General features: G+C 36.3%; 11 protein-coding genes. 6 read left to right on the top strand and 5 right to left on the bottom strand.

Annotated features, from left to right (window positions below):
* Positions 1 to 29 precede the first annotated feature (29 nt).
* The 3 genes from AC1DVP_RS07690 to AC1DVP_RS07680 all read right to left on the bottom strand — a co-directional run bounded on the left by AC1DVP_RS07690 (position 30) and on the right by AC1DVP_RS07680 (position 3,068).
* Entirely contained in the window at positions 30 to 1,439 is a 1,410-nt protein-coding gene (locus tag AC1DVP_RS07690) for an MBL fold metallo-hydrolase (protein ID WP_477182915.1), read from the bottom strand.
* A 126-nt stretch (positions 1,440 to 1,565) separates the two neighbouring features.
* Complete coding sequence (locus tag AC1DVP_RS07685; protein ID WP_477182914.1) at positions 1,566 to 2,351, bottom strand: sulfite exporter TauE/SafE family protein; 786 nt, start codon at positions 2,349 to 2,351, stop codon at positions 1,566 to 1,568.
* 90 nt (positions 2,352 to 2,441) lie between these two features.
* Entirely contained in the window at positions 2,442 to 3,068 is a 627-nt protein-coding gene (locus AC1DVP_RS07680; protein ID WP_477182913.1) for a Crp/Fnr family transcriptional regulator, read from the bottom strand.
* A 207-nt stretch (positions 3,069 to 3,275) separates the two neighbouring features.
* Between AC1DVP_RS07680 and AC1DVP_RS07675 the strand changes: the two genes are divergently transcribed.
* The 5 genes from AC1DVP_RS07675 (at position 3,276) to AC1DVP_RS07655 (ending at position 14,672) form a co-directional block, all read left to right on the top strand.
* A complete protein-coding gene (locus AC1DVP_RS07675; protein ID WP_477183114.1) occupies positions 3,276 to 3,581 on the top strand; it encodes a rhodanese-like domain-containing protein in 306 nt (101 codons plus the stop codon).
* A 66-nt stretch (positions 3,582 to 3,647) separates the two neighbouring features.
* Complete coding sequence (locus AC1DVP_RS07670) at positions 3,648 to 5,228, top strand: NADP-dependent glyceraldehyde-3-phosphate dehydrogenase (RefSeq protein WP_477182912.1); 1,581 nt, start codon at positions 3,648 to 3,650, stop codon at positions 5,226 to 5,228.
* Between the two features lie 444 nt (positions 5,229 to 5,672).
* The gene (locus tag AC1DVP_RS07665; RefSeq protein ID WP_477182911.1) at positions 5,673 to 12,395 is read left to right on the top strand and encodes a PKD domain-containing protein; all 6,723 of its coding nucleotides are present in this window, start codon (positions 5,673 to 5,675) and stop codon (positions 12,393 to 12,395) included.
* Positions 12,396 to 12,404: 9 nt separating this feature from the next.
* Positions 12,405 to 13,397, top strand: a complete 993-nt coding sequence (locus AC1DVP_RS07660; RefSeq protein ID WP_477182910.1) for a PorP/SprF family type IX secretion system membrane protein — start codon at positions 12,405 to 12,407, stop codon at positions 13,395 to 13,397.
* An 873-nt stretch (positions 13,398 to 14,270) separates the two neighbouring features.
* Positions 14,271 to 14,672, top strand: coding sequence for a c-type cytochrome (locus tag AC1DVP_RS07655; RefSeq protein ID WP_477182909.1), 402 nt, complete (start codon positions 14,271 to 14,273; stop codon positions 14,670 to 14,672).
* A 235-nt stretch (positions 14,673 to 14,907) separates the two neighbouring features.
* Here the strand turns inward: AC1DVP_RS07655 and AC1DVP_RS07650 are convergent, their stop codons facing one another.
* Positions 14,908 to 15,810, bottom strand: a complete 903-nt coding sequence (locus AC1DVP_RS07650; protein ID WP_477182908.1) for a right-handed parallel beta-helix repeat-containing protein — start codon at positions 15,808 to 15,810, stop codon at positions 14,908 to 14,910.
* Between the two features lie 927 nt (positions 15,811 to 16,737).
* Between AC1DVP_RS07650 and AC1DVP_RS07645 the strand changes: the two genes are divergently transcribed.
* On the top strand, positions 16,738 to 18,267 hold the full coding sequence (locus tag AC1DVP_RS07645; RefSeq protein ID WP_477182907.1) for an FKBP-type peptidyl-prolyl cis-trans isomerase: 1,530 nt from the start codon (positions 16,738 to 16,740) through the stop codon (positions 18,265 to 18,267).
* 220 nt (positions 18,268 to 18,487) lie between these two features.
* Here the strand turns inward: AC1DVP_RS07645 and AC1DVP_RS07640 are convergent, their stop codons facing one another.
* Entirely contained in the window at positions 18,488 to 18,910 is a 423-nt protein-coding gene (locus AC1DVP_RS07640) for a hypothetical protein (RefSeq protein WP_477182906.1), read from the bottom strand.
* Positions 18,911 to 19,619 lie beyond the last annotated feature (709 nt).

Below are 19,619 nucleotides of genomic sequence, written 5' to 3'. Positions count from 1 at the left end.
GAATTTGTTATTGAAATTGAATTTTGCTATTACAGTTTGCTTTGGCACACAAAATCGGTTCTGGGAATATCGGTTTTGGCAATGGCACTGAATCCGCCTTCTATCTCGGTGAAATTTCGAAAGCCCCGAGCCTGCAAAATGGACGCTGCAATCATACTGCGGTATCCTCCCGCACAATGTATGAAAAAAGGCTCGTTTGGATTGATGTCTTTAATCCAATCGTTGATGCTGGCTAGTGGTTTGCTGAAGGCTTCGGCCACATGCTCGGCATTGTATTCTGTTTCTTTGCGGATATCAATAATTTTGCTTGCGCCAATTTTTACTTGTTTTTGAAATTCGGAAGCGGTAATTCTGTTTACGGTGTCAATGTCTTTTCCTGACTTTTTCCAAGCTTCAAAACCTCCTTCTAAATGGCCAGCCAAATTATCAAAACCTACTCGGCTCATACGGGTTACGGTTTCTTCTTCCCGTCCCAGTTCGGTAACCAGCAAAATGGGTTGTTTAACATTGGCAATTAAAGCGCCTACCCAAGGGGCAAAATCGCCATCAATACCTATGTTTATGGATTGCGGAATGAATCCTTTGGCAAAATCACCATTTTTTCGGGTGTCTAAAATCAATGCTCCAGTTTCGTCTGCGACTGACTCAAATTTGGCTACCGATAAAGAGTTCATTCCATGTTCTAAAACTTCCTGAAAACTGTCATATCCTTTTTTATTCATCGCTACATTCATCCCAAAATAGACTGGGGGAGGAAGTAATCCGTCGGTTACTTCGGTTATGAATTCGGCTTCGGTCATGTTGGCTCTCAGCGCATAATTGTTAGCTTTTTGATTTCCAATGGTAGAAACCGTTTCTTTGCTCATGTTTTTACCGCAAGCACTGCCTGCGCCGTGAGCGGGATATACAATAACGTCGTCTGCCAAGGTCATTATTTTATCTCTTAGGGAATGGAACAGTAGTCCAGCTAACTGTTCCTGCGTCATTGAAGCGGCCTTTTGAGCAAGATCTGGTCTTCCTACATCGCCAATAAACAAAGTGTCCCCGGAGAAAATAGCGTGATCTTTTCCGTTTTCGTCAATCAGTAAATAAGTAGTACTTTCCATAGTATGCCCAGGAGTATGCAGGGCTTTTATTTTGATCTTACCTATTTCAAACAGTTGATTATCGACTGCAACGATGGCTTCGAACTCTGGTTTTGCTGTTGGACCATAAACGATAGGAGCACCAGTCTCTTTGCTTAAATCCAAGTGACCCGAAACAAAATCGGCATGAAAATGAGTTTCAAAAATATATTTCAGTTTCACGCCGTCACGTTCAATCCTGTCCAGATAGGGCTGTGTTTCTCTTAATGGGTCAATTATAGCCGCTTCCCCATTGGAAGTGATATAATAAGCGCCTTGTGCTAAACATCCGGTATATATTTGTTCTATTTGCATGATTTTAATTTTGTATAAAGTTACTAAGTTTCTTTTGAGTTTCTAAGATTCTGAGTTGCTGAGAAGCTAATTTTAAGAGTTTAATGGTTTAAAGCTTAAGGTATAAAAGTTAGAAGTATCGGTGACTTAAAAAAACATTTCCTTGACAATGATATAAATTCCCATTACCAAAATAAACCAGCCAAAAATAGGCTTGAGTTTGTTTCCGTCTATTTTTTTTGATAATCGTGTACCAATAATCATTCCTATGAAAGCTATGCTCGAAATGCTTGCTAAAAAAAAATAATTGATAGGTGTATTTATGTATAAATCACCCAAAAAACCAATAGCAGAATTTATAAATATGATCAATAATGAAGTGCCTACTGCCTGTTTCATAGGTAAATTAGCAAAAAACAAAAGGGCAGGAATAATTAAAAATCCACCGCCAGCGCCCAGAAAACCAGTTATGATTCCTACTATTGCTCCTATTAGGGCTAACTGCCAATAATTTGTATTGGCAGTTTGTATTTGAGTTTTGGCTTTGGCAATCATCGAAAAAGAAGCCGTTATCATCAGTATTGCAAAAATGATCATGATCAGAAAACCCTTGGTGACTTGAAAATCATTTAAAGTAAAAAGTAAATTTGGAATTTTCAAAATAATTACTTCCCGAATAACTAATATTGAAAACAAGGAAGGAACAGCAAAATATAATGCCGATTTGATTCTAAGGTTTCCCATTCGATAATGGCTGAAACATCCGGATAAAGCTGTAATTCCAACAATGAATAAGGAATAGCTGGTTGCCAATTTGGGATCAATTTTAAATAAATAGACCAATATTGGAATGGTCAAAATAGAACCGCCACCACCGATTAACCCTAAAGAAAGTCCTATTATGACAGCTGCCAAATAACCGAAGTATTCCATGTTTTGCTTTTGTTTTCGGCAAAGATGCAAAGACTATTACAGCTGTTTGGTAACTTTTGTCACTTTTGAAGAAGTTTTGGGATTTGAAATTTACATTAAAATCTCAATCTGGTTACGGTTCAAAACCACCAAGCCTCTTTGTTCCATTTTCTTGAGCAGTCTCGAAATAACTTCTCTGGAAGTATTCAAATCAGATCCGATTTCCTGATGGGAAAGTTTCAGCTCTTTGCAGCCACAAGCTTCAACTTGGCGTTTTAAATAAAATTCCAGACGTTCATCCATTGCCCTAAAAGCGATGCTGTCAATTACTTCGAGTACTTCTTCCAAGCGATTGCGGTAGGAGCCTACAACAAATTCATACCAGCTTCGGTGCTGCATCATCCATTTGTCCATCATGGCCAATGGGAGCATGATGACTTCGGCATCTTCAACCACTTTTGCCATGATTTGGCTTTTTTCATTCTTGATTGCACAAACCATAGATAAGGCGCAGGCCTGCCCCGGCTGTAGGTAATACATGAAAAACTCTCCTCCATCACTATCTTCGCGATAGACTTTGATTGTTCCTTTAACTAAAAGGATAGTGTTTTTTATGTATTGTCCAGTGCGCATAATCACTTCTCCAGCACTAAATGTTTTGATAATTTCATTCGTTTTGATGTCTTGGATCAATTCGTTTGAAAAGGAAGGGAATGTTTTTTTTAACAGCTCTGGCATTTTGTTTTTATTTAGAAATTAGTTGGAAATGCAACAGCGTAAAAATACTAAAAATAGAAACTTAATTTATAATTGAAATTCAGTATCATATACTATAGGAATGTTTTCTGTATCACGAAAACGTTTTCTTTGATTTATTGTGTAATTCATAAAAAAGAGGTGTATTGTTTGAGGAAAATCTCGTATTTTTACGAAAAAATATATATTATGAATTTGACACAAGAAGAATGGGTTTCTCAAATGGAAGCCGATGAAAATGCAGTCCTGATAGATGTAAGAACCGAAGATGAGTGCGATCAAGGCATAATAGAGGGTTCTATTAATATTGATATTCATAAAGGTCAGGAGTTTGTAGACGCTATTGCTGCATTAGATAAAAGTAAAAATTATTATGTGTACTGCCGCTCAGGAGTGAGAAGCGCTAAAGCATGTGAGATTATGAACGAGTTAGGTATAGACAATGCTTATAACTTACTCGGCGGAATTATAGAATGGGAAGGTGATATCGTTTAACATCACATAAAGAGGCCGGTGCCTCTTTTTTAAAATTTATTAGGAAATAACCAAAATAACCAAAGAATGAATACAATACCTCAAGAATTTCAAATTACGTCTCTTCTTAATCAAGATACTTATTTGGTAAATGGCGAATTAAAAAAATGGACTGGAAAAACGACACCAGTATATTCAACGATCTCTTCAACTGAGAAATATGAGCCAACTTTATTGGGATCTATTCCGTTTATGGGAGAAGCAGAAGCGCTAGAGGTAGCAGAATCTGCCAGAGCTGCTTTTGACAACGGACAAGGATTATGGCCAACGATGAAAGTGGTTGACCGTATCAAATGCATGGAAAAGTTTGTTGCACAAATGAAAGAAACCCGCACCGAAGTGGTTAAGCTTTTAATGTGGGAAATTGGAAAAACATTAGGCGATTCCGAAAAAGAATTTGACCGTACAGTAGAATACATTCAAGATACTATCGAAAGTTATAAAGAATTGAACAGCCGTTCAGCATATTTCTCAAAAGTTCAAGGCATAAATGCTATGGTGCGCAGAGGGCCAATAGGAGTTGTATTGTGTTTAGGACCTTATAATTATCCGTTGAACGAAACATTTACATTGCTTATTCCAGCTTTGATTATGGGGAATCCTGTAATCTTCAAGCCGGCAAAACATGGTGTTTTATTGATTTCACCTTTATTAGAAGCTTTTAAAAGCAGTTTTCCAAAAGGAGTAATCAGCATTGTTTATGGAAGAGGAAGAGAAATTGCTTCGCCAATAATGAAATCAGGAAAAGTAGATATTTTGGCTTTGATCGGAAACAGTAAATCGGCTATCGCTTTGCAGGATCAGCATCCAAATAAAAACAGACTGCGTTTAGTATTAGGATTGGAGGCTAAAAATCCAGCGATTATATTGCCGGATGCTGATTTAGATTTGGCCATCCAAGAATGTATTGCAGGAACTTTATCTTTTAACGGGCAAAGATGTACTGCATTAAAAATTATATATGTTCACGAAAATATAGCTGCTGAATTCAACAAGCGTTTTGCAGAGAAAGTAGATGCTCTTGTTCTAGGAAATCCTTGGGAAAAAGGAGTTTCTTTAACCCCGCTTCCAGAGACCGAAAAACCAGCATATATTCAGGAATTAATTGATGATGCAATCAGTAAAGGTGCCAAAGTAATTAATGCAAAAGGAGGAGAGCATTCTGATAATTTTATATTCCCTGCCATTTTGTTCCCAATTAATAAAGACATGCGTGTATATCATGAAGAGCAATTTGGTCCAGTTGTGCCTGTTTTGACTTTCAAAGATATTCAAGAGCCATTGAACGATATGGCTGAATCAAATTATGGACAGCAGGTAAGTTTGTTTGGTAAAAACATCAAAACCATTGCACCGCTTATCGATACTTTGGTGAATTTGGTTTGTAGAGTAAACTTGAACAGCTCTTGCCAAAGAGGACCAGACGTTTTCCCTTTCACAGGAAGAAAAGATTCAGCGTTTGGAACATTGAGTATTCATGATGCACTGCGTTCTTTCTCAATTAGAACTTTCGTTGCTTCAAAAGACAATGCTTATAACAATGAAATATTGCAGGAATTGTTAAATAGCAAAGAATCGAATTTTATCAATACCGATTATATTTTGTAATCGTTTTTTAAACTTTTTAAAAGCCGTCTTATTTTCAGGAATAAGGCGTTTTTTTTTGTCAAAAAAATAAAATTAATGGAGATTATTGTCAAGCTCTTAATAATCCGTTAGAGACATTTTTTTGATTGTCCCTGTTTTTGTTATTATTGGCTATTAGTTGATTTAGAGCATGTTACTTTGATATTTTTGTATTAAATTGTTTATATTTGTAGAAGCCGTCACATTAATTAGTTTCAAATAAATAGCACTGGATTAATAGTGACAGTTCGGCACTTTAGTTTAGAGGGGCAAGGAATCAATGATTCTTTCTCCCTAAGTAACGATTAGAAGCATTCCCCCATTTTAATCGGATTATCTTCCCCCCCTATAATTTTTTGGATAACTGTTTAGTATATGCATACGTACAGAATAGTTACAATTAGTACTAATTTTAGTGTCTAGATTATGAACCGATGTCATAAAAACTATTTTGTTTTATTTTTTCTTTTTCTGTTTACGACTATTCAGGCAAAAAGCTATGGTTCTTTTTTGGCTCTTGACAAAGAGTGGAATAAGTTTAGTTTTGAATTGTTAAACGGCAGCGGAATTATTGGTGATACTATAAAAAAGGGAATTTCAATTCAGAAAGAAAATGATACGGTTAAGTCTTTGGTTTCAAAAAATGTTAAAATAGCTTTAGCAGATCCACCTGACGCTTCTCTCGACGGAACAGGTTCAGGTACTACTTATGAAGGTATTCCTGTTTTTAGAAATTGCCTGAATCCTGCATCGGCAATTTTTAATTTTATACAAAATTCAACAACCGCAGCAACAAATGCGAGCTATACAATTCATTGGGGAGATGGAAGCCCTGATTTTACTATTGCAGCTCCGTGGAATGCTATAGAATCTCATACTTATCAGAGGGGAACTTATACTTTGGTATTTACGGTAGTGGGCACAAATGGAGAATCAAAATCAAAAAATTATACTGTTTTTGTTGGGACGGGACCAACTCTTCAATTAAGTAATCCATCAGGGAATGCAATTTGTAAAAATAACGATCTTACTTTTAGAATTTTTGGAATAGCTGGTAATTCGGCATCTACAATCTACAAAGTATCTTTTAATGATGTCGTTCCTCCAAGTATTCAAACGTATTCACAACCAGCAGCTGGTGTCGATTTTATAGACGTAACGCATACTTTTGCAAATACTTCCTGTGGGACAAACAGTCAAGTTGGTAATATTACCTATTCGGATGCATTCTATGCCTCAGTTGAAGGTTCCAATCCATGTGGTGTAGCTTCCAATTTATTAGCGCCTCTATATGTGTCAACAGCTCCAACACCCAATTTTTCGATTTCTGACCCAGCTATTTCTCCAAGCTTAGTACCAATAGGGTGTATTGATAAGACAGTTCGTTTGACCAATACTTCTTTTGGGGGTTCATTGGCAAGTTCACAGGGATGCAATACAAATTCAAAATTTATTTGGACAGTTTCAACTGTTAATTATAGAATAATTGCAGGGTCTCTGGGAAATGATCGAGGTACAACAGATACTGATTTATGGATTTCAGGGACAAAGTTATTGGATTTACAATTTACTGTTCCAGGGACTTATACCATCACTTTGAAAATTGGAAATACATGCGGTACCAGTCAAGTTGCCAATGCCATATGTATCGAAAGCCCATTGGTTCCCACATTTTCATTAAATACTAATTCCGTTTGTATTACAGCACCAGGTAATGGAGATATAATTGTCAATAATACAACGGATGAGAGCAAATCGTGTAATGCTCCAACGTATAATTGGTCAGTGACTTATTTAGCTTCGAATTGCGGTACGGGTTCTAATTGGAGTTTTACCAACGGAACCAATTCAGCTTCAAAAAATCCATCTTTTAAATTTTTAAATCCCGGAACTTATACCTTAAAACTGAATGCAGCCAATGCTTCCTGTGGGACAGTTTCAACATCGCAAGTTATAGAAGTCAAACAGCCACCTATAGTTATCATAAATGGACCGGCATCCCAGTGTGGAGGCTATAGTGCAGCATCGCCAGCTTTACCTACGGCAACAGTTCAAAGCTGCAGACCCGATTCCAGTACTCTAACTTATTCTTGGAATTTTCCTGGAGGAAGCCCCGCTAGTTCTTCAAGCCTTAATCCAGGGCCTATTGTTTATCCGCCAAGCACTACTGCTCCTGTGGAATATAGTATTGATTTGACCGTAACGAATGAATGCGGGAGTACAACGGCAGTTACATATAAGTTTACAATTAATCCCGTGCCACATGTTGCCAATTCTGTTCTTGAACAGACGATCTGTTCGGGTTCGGCTTCTGCATCAGTAGTATTAACTTCAGATTATGTTCGAACTCCGCATGATGCTTATTCTTGGACAGCAACCGCAACTGCTGGAGTTACCGGTTTTATAGCTTCAGGAATGGGGGATATTCCGACTCAGACAATTTCAACCACTAATGCAAATTCTGGCAGGGTTACTTATGCCATTACTCCATTATCTTTTGGATGCCCAGGACCCGTTACGAATTATATTATAAATGTAGATCCCTCGCCTTATTTTACGACACAGCCTGCAGATAATAGTTTGTGCCAAGGAGGTGTAGCGAATCCATTAACCGTTGCTGTTAATGTAACCCCGACTGCTTATCAATGGTATTCGAATACTGCAGATGATACTACTGCTGGAACTGCAATTTCTGGAGCAAACAGCTCAACTTTTACGCCACCAAATACATTGGGGATAAACTATTATTATTGTATTGTAACTTTCACAGCAGGAGCATGTACGAGTATAACTTCGAGAGCAGCAAAAGTTGAGGTAGTCGTTTTGCCTACAATAGATGTACAGCCTCTTTCGACGCAAAATTTGTGTATAGGCGGGATAACTCCAACTCCATTGACGGTACATTATATTGATGGCTCGGGTTCGGCAACTTATCAATGGTACACGAATTCGATCAATTCAAATAGTGGAGGAACTCCTATTGCGAATGCAGCTACCGATAGTTTATATGCGTCAGCCCAAGCTACATCAGGGACTTATTATAATTATGCCGTAATCACAATTGCAGGAAATGGCTGCGGAACATTAATAAGTAATACAGCAGCAATTGTAACAGTATCCGACCCTGTATTTACTTCTGTAATACCGCTTCCAGATCAGGATGCGTGTCAAAGCATTGCACCAATTTCTAATGCATCTCCTTGGAGCGTTACGGTTAGTGGCGGATTGGATGCCAACGGAGGTACAACAGGTACTTTTGACTATAATTATCAATGGTATTTGAATAATAGTTCGTCACCTGTCAATGGAGCAAATTTAGCTAGTTTTAGGCCACCAACAGATCAGATAGGAACTTTGGCTTATTCTTGTGATGTTACGCAATCAAATAATAGAGGCTGTAATATTACAACACCTTTTGCACAAGTGAAAGTCTATCCTCAAGCGGTAATTACTGGCAATCCTGCCTCGGAAAATATTTGTTTCGGAGGAGTATTTCAGCCTTTGAATGTTAGTTATACAGGTTCTTTTGGCTCGCCGCGATATCAATGGTTTTCAAATGGGACTGCTTCAAATACAGGAGGAACAGCAATATCAGGAGCAAATGCTTCGAGTTATACTCCAACTGATGTTACAATTGCCGTAAAATATTACTATTGTGAAATTTCTTTTCTTTCGGGTGGATGTGCCACAATTTCGTCCAATTTTGCAGCGCTTAACGTTAGTCAGCAAACAACAATTACAACACAGCCTTCGCCAAGCCAGACTCTTTGCGTAGGCGGAACAACAACCTTAATTGTCGTACCGGGAAATGGGGCAGGAGCGCCAATCTATCAATGGTTTTCTAATACTGCTAATTCCAATAGTGGTGGAACAGCAATATTAAATGCGAATAGTGACAGCTACACGCCTGCACCATTTGCAGCAGCGGGATCATTTTATTATTATGTTACCATTCAATACAGCGGAAACGGCTGTACTCTTGTAACGAGTACCGTAGCCGAAATTATTGCGGTTCCAGATCCAGCAATAACTGCACAGCCTATAGCAAGCCAGATAATATGTAAAGACGCACTGCCTTTGAAAGTTGTCGTTAGTGGCGGTTATGTTGCAGGTTCATATTTGTACCAATGGTATTCAAATGCGGTTAATTCAAATACTGGAGGAATACTCATAGCAGGAGCAGTTTCGGATACGTTTATTCCTCCAAACGAATCTCCAGCTGAGTTCAGTCCTATAACTAAATACTTTTATTGTGAAATAACACAATCGGGAGTTAGTTGCGGTGTGACTAGTAATACAGCGCAAGTTATAACCTATCCTCAGCCCAAAATGGATGCTCATCCACTATCGAATACCATTTGTTTGGGACAAAGCACACCCGATTTATTTGTGACTTCTCATGATGGGGTACGATTTACAGGTTCGCCTGCTTATCAATGGTATTCGAATACAGCCAATACAAATAGCGGAGGAACTCCAATTACTGGGGCAAACAATTCGGCTTATACTCCTCCGGTTGGAGTCATTGGAACAAATTATTACTATTGTATTATTTCATTTTTAGGAGGTTGTGGAGATTTAATTTCGAATGTGTGTACAGTTGCAGTAAATCCAGTGCCGGTAATTGCTTCTAAAACTGTGGGTACCTGTGATGGTATTGTTTTTTTGGCAGATCCCAATAATCCGATTATAGCGGGTGATGTTGTACCTTCTGGGACACTTTATACTTGGTCAAATCCCGTAATAAGTCCTGCAGGAACTATTACTGGAGGTAGTGCACAAGCCATACCGCAACCCAATATCAGCCAAATTTTGGTCAATACTTCCGAAAATATAGCTACGGCAACTTATACTGTTACTCCAGTTTCTGGAGGATCGTGTGTTGGAGCCAATTTCCCTGTTGTTGTAACTGTTAAGCCATCGATGCATGCGAATGAAGTTATTACGAACAGCAAATGTTTTAATGCTCATAATGGTTCTATTGTGACTAATATAACTGGAGGGATTCCCTTTGGCGGAGCCATACCTTATATTCTCTCATGGACTGGACCAAACGCTTTTTCGTCTTCGGCTGCAACAATTTCATCATTGGCTCCTGGAGTTTATCATTTGAATATAAAAGATAATAGTGGGTGTGAAAATTTTGATAAAGATTACACGGTTACAGAACCTGAAGACATGCTCATCAGTACAGTCAAAGAAAAAGATGTTACTTGTTTTGGATATGGTGACGGTGCTATCGATATTAGCATTACAGGAGGAACGGCACCTTATGTTTATTTTTGGAAAAAAGACGGAGCTTCTTATCCAGTTACTTCTGAAGATTTAACAAGTTTAACAGCTGGAAATTATGTGGTTTCAGTAGTGGATAGCAATGGATGTACTCCTGTAAATAATCCAAAAACAGCTTCGTTTACTATTATGCAGCCTCTGGTTATGGCAGTAAATCTAGTGAGTCAAGTCAATGTAAAATGTTACGGCGATGCCACTGGTGAAATTGCAGTATTGGCAACAGGAGGGACACCAATTCCAGTTACAAATTATTCCTACACTTGGACTGGACCAAATGGTTTTACAAGCACCAGCCAGAATTTGACAGGGCTTTTCGCTGGGACTTATAATCTTGTTGTAACAGATCAATTGGGTTGTCAGGCGTTGCTGCAAGTCATCATTATCCAGAATAATGAAATTATCATCACCCCAACGGTATCGGATATCAGCTGTGCGGGTAATAATAATGGCTCAATTAGTGTAGCTGTTACGGGTGGCGTCCCTCCGTATCAATATGTTTGGAGCGATTTTGGTAGTGGTGCCATACGGAATAATCTTGCTCCTGGTGATTATACTGTCACTGTCACTGATGCATTGCTTTGCGCAAAAGAAAAAATGATCAGCGTTCCGCCTCCGCCTCCATTCAATATTAATACTGTTGTGAGCAATATTTCGTGTTTTGGAATTCACGACGGAAGCATAGTCTTGAATATAAATGGGGGAGTGCCTCCAGTAAAAGTGCTTTGGACCGATAATCCTACGGCAGGAAGCAGTAGGTTTAATTTGGCAGCAGGTACTTATTCAGTTACAATATCGGATGGGCAGCCGTGCAGTATTACTGCTTCTTTTGTAATTATAGAGCCTCAGCCTTTAGCGCTTACAGCAAATTTGACGAATGCTTTTGATTGTAACAATGCCAATAGTGGCGCTATAAATCTTATGGTTTCTGGAGGAACTACGCCTTTTGCTTATGTGTGGTCAAACGGGGCAACAACCGAGGATTTAGCCAATATTCCTGCAGGAAATTATCTGGTCACCGTTACTGATGCTAGAGGATGCAAAAAACAATCCGAATATGTAATTTATAGACAGTCTCCAATTGTAGTTGCTGTTGATACCAAAACTAATTATAATTGTGATACCCATTTTGTTGCACAGACTTTTGTAGCCAAAGTTTCTGGCGGATTACCGCCATATCGGTTGACTTGGTCCAGCGGTGTAGTGAGTGGAGCTAACAATGAAATTATGAACACCAGCCAAAATGGTGTGGTTACCCTAACCGCTATAGATGGTTTAGGCTGCCAAGCCCATTATACTTTTGAGGTCAAAATTCCAGAATTGGGTTATCCTGGTTTTACAACGAGTTCGTATGCTTATACTACCTATGGATTTTATTCTGTGTCGGATCCTATACAATTTAAGAATACTTCCAACGGTGATTTTGTTAGTGTAGCATGGGATTTTGGGGATGGCAGTGTTTCAAATGAAATGAATCCAACCCATTCCTATTTGGCGCCAGGGCAATTTAAAGTTTTGCAGTCGGTGGCTTATTCATTGGGCTGTGTTTATACGTATTCCCAAATATTGAATATCGAAAAAGGTTATGAATTAATTTCTCCTACGGGATTTACGCCCAACGGGGATGGGATAAATGATTTTTTTACGCCTCAATTTTTGGGAATGAAGTCAATTCAATTCGAAGTGTATAATACTTGGGGAGGACTTATTTATTCAGAGAAAGGGGAAACAATACAAGGATGGAATGGCTATGTGAAAGATAGGCTTTCAGAAAATGGCAATTATTTCTATAGAGCTGTCGCCATTACTTTTTATGGAACCGAAATTAAACAAGAGGGATCTTTTACTTTAATTAAATAAAAATGAAACATGAAAATTAAGATACTATTTTTACTGTCATCATTCTTTTATACTATTACAGTAAGTGCGCAAGATCCTGTTTTTACGCAATATTTTATGGTGCCGCAGGTTTTAAATCCCGGGTTTACCGGCATGCTTGAAACTACCAATGTCGGAGCATTGCATAGAACCCAATGGCCGGAATTGGATTTGAGAGTCGATTCGGATTTTGTTTACGCTTATACTTGGAAAGAAAATATTAACAGCGGTTTTGGATTAAATGTACTAAGCCAAAGAGAAACATTTTCAGATTATAAATTTTTGGAAGCCAGCCTTGCCTATGCTTATCGGGTGCAATTAACAGATGAATGGTACTTTCGTCCCGCCGTTGAATTTGGATTCGGATACAAGTCATATGGTTTTCAAAATTTGGTGCTCGGAGACCAAATCAACATTGGATCAGGAATCATAAATTCGGGGAGTATTGATCCATTAGCATACAATAGTAATCTTAACTTCTTTGATATTTCTGCCGGAATGCTAGTCAATAATGAAAACGGCTGGTTTGGTTTAGCATTAAAACATATTAACAAGCCTAATATTTCTTTTGAAAAAGAAGGAAATGTGCCATTGGATCGTTTTTTTTCGGCCAATTTGGGATATGAATTTCTTATTGCCGATTACGTGGACATCATCAATTTTCCGTATGAAACAAGGCTGTTAGTCACTACAAATTATATGTTTCAAGGCTCTTTTGACCGTTGGGATTTAGGAACAGGTTTTATTTTTGAAAATTTTTTCTTTGGAGTAGGAGCAGCAACAAGCCCTTCCAAAAATACAGTTGACAGCAGTTTTCTGATTTCCATTAATCTTTTTGGAGGATTGCAGTTTAATCATTTTAAATTTGGTTATTCCTATGATTTCAATACGACTCAAATTGGAAAAACGGGAGGAATTTATGAAATTTCGCTAATGTATATTTTTGATACTGATATATGCAATAGCTGTCCTAAATATTATTGATTATTAATTAGTTGGGTGTGATTTATAAAATTTTTGTTTAACACATAGAAACATAGGTTTTTATTTAAAAAGAAGGCAAAAAAAGAAATACATTTCTTTCACATAGTGAACTATGTCTGTTTTAAAAAAGTGAAACGCCTATTTTTGAGCTTACAAAATCTATGTTTCTATGTGTTGAAAATAATTATACCCGATGAGATTGATTATTAAAATAAATATATTCCGAAAGGATGATTATTATTGCTTAAATTAGTGTTTAATTTCAAAAATAGGAATGCCATCAAAAAGAAGATAAAAACAGCAGCCAAAACTATGCGCGAACATTTGCATCGCGAGCCTTTTTATGCGCATCCGAGACTGAATTTTATTCCGAATATTGTAATTAACCTTATTACTTTCATTATAGCTTTTGCGTTAATAGGAGGTATCCTTTATTTGCTGATAAGCTTTCTTATAAAAGCATTTTATCATTTATAAACTGTCTTTCAAAATATTTTTTCGTACCCATTGCACCAATTAAAAATGTAAGAGGTTTGTCGTTTCTCTCCATGTAATTATTGTTCATAAAGGCGATTTAAAAGAGATGCAGCATCAAAACGGAACTACTTGGGCAATGAATTAAAATTTACAGTAAATTCTTTAAAATTAGAAAAAAAAATAAAATTCATTTTTGTTAATATTGGTGTCTTTAAGCAAGTTACTTCGTTAAATAACATGTTGAATAATTGATATTTTGCTTTTTTATTTAGGATTTCTTAATTTTGCCTTGTTATTTTGGTTTTTATTTAAAAAAGTATTGGTTTTATGATAATTATCAGGTTTAAGACTATAACGTTTTCTTAAATTTGATGTATAATTAAACAGCACTTAGCCATGAAAACAAAATTTCAATTTTTAGCAATATTAGCTCTGCTAATTGGAACAGGAACAAAGAGTTTTGCGCAGGAAATAAGTTGGGCAGCACCAGAATATTCTAATTCATTGCAAAACCCATTTGTAGGAAATCAAAAAGCAACAGATGAGGGGAAAATAATATTTAATCAGATGTGTGTTTTGTGCCATGGAAATAAGGGTCAAGGGAATGGAGAAGCTGGTCTTACCTTACAGCCGCGTCCTGCTAATTTTACAGCCCTGAATGTAAAGAATCAAACCGATGGTGCCATTTTCTGGAAAATAACTAATGGCAATGCGCCAATGGCCACTTATTTTGAGATTTTAACTGATAATCAGCGATGGAAGCTGATTAACTATATACGAGAATTAGAAAAAAAATAATTTTGAATTAGTAACCGAATAATTTTTTTTTCACAAACCGTTACCGCTTAAATTTTAAGTGATAACGGTTTTTTTTGGGGAAATAAATGTAATTTTTTTTAAATTTAAATATTGACTAAAAAAGAAAAAGTTGAGAGGCTTTGCAGTAGACAGTCATTATTATAATCTATGATCCAAAAAAAAAGAGGACACCCAAATATTAGGTATCCTCAATATATCCAGAAATATTTTTTAATTAATATAGGCGTGTAAATAAACCTTTTCCATTTCCAGATCCAGTGCTGCCAGTAATTGTAATATGACCTGTATTTCCATTGCCATCATATCCCCATGCTAAATTATTTGTAGCTGTATTATTGGTTACAGTATGTGCGACAGTTTGTCCAGCACTTCCAAGTTTGAAACCGTTACCATCTCCATTAGTTCCAAAACCATTGTTGCTTGCTGTACAATTTTTGATTGTTACTGTATACGGCTGCCCATAAAGATCCCATCCATCATCTGAATTGTGATTAGCAGTACAGCTTTCGAATACATTATTTTTTCCAGCTGATAATTTACAAGCAAACCCATCTGCATTTTCGCCTGCATTTGCAGCGTCATAATTGTCATTAGATTTACAAGATTTGATGTAATTGTCATGTGATGCATTGTAGATTTGCAACCCTGAATCTCCATTGGCTGAAGTGGTTACGTTATAAACATAATTGTAGCCTCCAGCTTGAAAAACAATCCCGCAATCTGGAGCGTTTTTTACTGTCATATTTGTAATGTTCCAATAGCTTCCGTTTACTTTTACTCCCCAGCTTCCTGATGGTAAAGCGGAGCAATTTAAAACACCTCCAGTTAGGTTTATTTTTGAGCTTGAAGTACCGCTATTTGCTAACTCTAAAGTTTTGGTCAAATTTATTGTGCCGCTAATTGTTATAACATCTCCAGCGGCGGCAGCTGCAACGGCTGTTCTTAAAGCTGCTTCGGTTGTAATTGTTGTCGCTTTTTTAGTAATAGAATTGCTTGAGGTGCTGACTTCCTCTGAATTAATTGCTGTTTCATTTTCTGTTAATGGAGTGTCGCTGTTTTCACAGGCAGTAAAAGAAATAATTGAAAATAATACTAGTAATTTAAAATTTGTTTTCATAATGGTTAAAGTTTTAATTAAATGATTTTTAAAAATTAATTGTTAGTTATTGGTAAAAAAATAGAATTTAATATATTGATTATCAGAATGCAATCGATTACACAAACTTATGTAAAAAAAATAATACAAACAAAATTTTATTTAAAAAAAATGATAAAAAATAATTATTAATAAAATAATTTATTTTAAAAATGAGTATAAATTCAATAAATTAACTAAAAAATAATCTAATTATTAATTATAAGTATTGACTTATCTTATGAGTAATGCTGGTAGGAAAAACTCTCGAACTTAGTAATGGCCTGCAATTTTTTTTGGCTCTGCATTTTTTTAATCATCGCAAAATTTTAAATTGAAAAGATTTGTTTTGCTTTTTTTTTAATTCTGAAAAAAAATGAATTTTTAAAAACATTCACGAAAAAAAAGGAGATTTTTATTCAGTACATTGGAGTTTCAGAAGTTAGAGCCCCGCGCTCAATGTCATTAAGTTAAGGATTTCTTGCCAAGCTTTTTCTAAATATAGTTCTCGAGAAGACGCAAAGAAATCAGCTCTAAACTTTTTGCCCTTGCGTCTTTGCAAGAAAAAACAAAACTTAACTTAATGATATTGCGCCAGCTCCAGCGGGGGATGCACAAGTGTCTTTTAATTTTTTTCATAGAATGCTGAATAAATTTTTACTAATTTTAATGCTATAGTCTGAATACTCATATCTTTAAAAGTGCTTGGAATACAACTTCTTTTCAGACTTTAAAACAAATTATTTAAAGACATTTCTTTCTTTTATAATCGCTTTTTGACACTGCTTTTTTATTCTTGATTCGCATTATATAAATACAGAGGGAAAAAAATGGGTAAATAGGCTGATTAATACTAACAGTAAAAATAAATAAGCCTAAAAACTATAAAATTTAAAAAAAATAAAAAAGATGATGAAAAAACAACCTTTAAGCATTGAATTATGGATATTATTAATTGGTCTGTTTGGCTTTTTTTCTTTTACTATACAAGCGCAGAATAACCATAGCACTAAAAAAAGTGCCAAAAGTAATAATACACCCGTAACTAAAGTTAGTCTTCCCAAACAGTATGACATATATGTAGCAGGGGCATCTTACAACGGAAAAACAAGTAAACACACGGCCGTATACTGGAAAAACGGGCAGCCCATACCGCTTACCGATGGGCAAAGCGATGCCGAAGCAACTTCTATAGTTGTAATAGGGGATGATGTGTATACTTCAGGAATAGTGGATGGTCAGGCTGTATACTGGAAAAACGAGCATCAAATACAACTTTCCAATAAACCTGGTGCCTGGGCACGGGTTTATAGTATCGCTGTAGTGGCTAACAATGTTTATGTGGCTGGATATGAGAGAGACACCAGAAGGACCCTTGATGATATTGCCATATACTGGAAAAATGGGGTACCTGAACTGCTTCCTGGTAGTAACCGTTCAACAGCTAAGTCAATAGCCGTAGTTAATAATGATGTGTATGTGATAGGATCAGAAAATTATAAAACTGCTTATTGGAAAAATGGACAAAAGGTAGCATCACTCAATAATGGACTAGATGAGGTATCTGCCATAACTCAATTGGATGGTGTTGCTTATGCGGTGGGTAATAAAAATAAGCAAGCTGCGTACTGGAAAAACGGACGTACCGAAATAGTTACTACAGGGTTAAGCCGTGCTGTATGCATAGCCGTATCGGGCGATGATGTGTATGCGGGAGGTATTATTGATAGCAATGGAACTGGATATATAGAGGATGGGGATAAAGGTGTGTACTGGAAAAACGGACAAGCTGTTGCAGAACTTAGCGTAGATGGAGACCCTCTTTGGCCTACTTCCATAACAGTGGCCGGGAGTGATGTATATATAACAGCCCGCAATCAATTTAAAGGTGAACGATTGTTTAAAAACGGACAGGAGGTAAGGCTCTCCAACGGGCAGGAATGGGGTATAGCCAATTTCGTAGTATCGGTAAATACGGGCAGTATTAAATTAAAAACAAGCAAACCCGCTCTTGTCAAAAAGGAAAAACAAGAATATATAAAACCCCTAAATCCAAAAGAAGAAGGCGAAAAGTTTTTGGCTCAAAATAAAAAGAAACCCGGCATTATTACCACCCCCAGCGGTCTGCAATACCAGGTTCTTAAAGAAGGAACAGGGCCAAAACCTTTAAAAACAAACCAGGTAGAGGTTTCTTATAAGGCCATGTTGATAAATGGTGATTTGCTAGACAGTTCCGAAAACAACGGTGGCAATACTATTTTTCCGCTTAATGGTTCAATGATTGAGGGATTTTCAGAAGGCATACAGTTAATGAAAGTAGGCAGTAAATATAAATTCTTTATTCCTTCTAACCTTGCATATGGCGATAAATCATCAGGCATGATTAAAGCAGGTTCTACGTTAATTTTTGAAATAGAATTACTGAGAATAGCGAGATGATTTTTAGGAGCAGAAAATCCATTTTCCATAAGAAATTTAGTCCCGCTGTCCGTTACACACGAGCGATAGCGAACTGACGAAGTAATTCTGCGCTATCGTTGTGTAGATCTGCACGGTCGGGTTCCGTTCAACACGGGTTTCATTGTTGGTACTACGCACTCAACGAAACCCTTGCTGTTGTGTGTTCGTGCTTTATTAAAATAATTTTTCAATTATTCTTTTAGTAGGATGTGCATTTCCAAAATTTGTAATTTTTATTCAATACAATTTCTTTTTCAATAGTGATAGTATTTGACTCAGAGTATAAGTTGACACCCTCTGGCATTACTAAATATGTATTTACTGGTAATTCAATTGCTAATTCTCCATTTTTTATATTCGAATGAATACTATTTGCTTTTAATTGTTCAAAATTGCCATTGCCAAGATTTTCTAAATCAGATTTTATCATAAAGTATATTTCACCATTGTAATTTTTATATATTCTGGAGCTTTCATCAATTGTTGGCATACAATCACCAATTCCATATTTTATATTTCCAATAATACCAGTTGTTATATTTGGAATTGTATTATCATCTTTTTCACAACTTGTGATAGTGAGTGATGTGATTATTAATAAGATCAAAATTGTTGATTTCATATTGTTATATTTTAATTTTTCTTAAATGTGTTTTTGTTTCATTTTTTTGCATGACATACAATGTTCTGGTACTACAGCGGGTTTACGTTTTCAACAACTTCGTCATCTTTATTACAACTAATTAGTAAAATGAAACTGAATAAAATTAGATTTTTTTTCATAATATTTTGTTTTCTAATTAGATGCACAAATCTCAATTAGGTTGCGTCAAATTGGAACAAATATTTTTTAATATTTTGAAAACAAACTGTTTAAAGCTGATTAGACTTATACTTTTCTTATTAGCGAATAGACTCATTTTGGATGTGAGTATATGGAATTACTGCAAAGGTTCTCGTGCTACAGCGGGTTTGGCTAAATTAAGCCTTATTCCCGATAGCGCAGAATTACTTCGTCAGTTCGCTATCGTTATGTAAATCTGCGGGGTCGGGTTTTTAGTAGCAGAAAATCTATTTTCCATAAGATATTTAGTCCCGCTCCTATGTTTGCATAGTTATAAAATCTCCTATCAAAGATATATATTTGGAATGATAAAGTGAAAGAGGATGAGAGTTGAAATCCCGCTAAATGACTCAAGAAGTACATTGTCGGAAAGATATAACCTCATTCTTTTTATCTTTTAGAGTCTGAACAGAATGTAAGGAACTACGCAAGTCGTAATATCCAGAATATCCAACTAGGAGAAAAGACGAAGGGAGATTCATCCATC

It is taken from the genome of Flavobacterium sp. P3_A6 (genome assembly GCF_056403035.1).
This window is presented reverse-complemented; position numbering and strand designations above follow the sequence as displayed.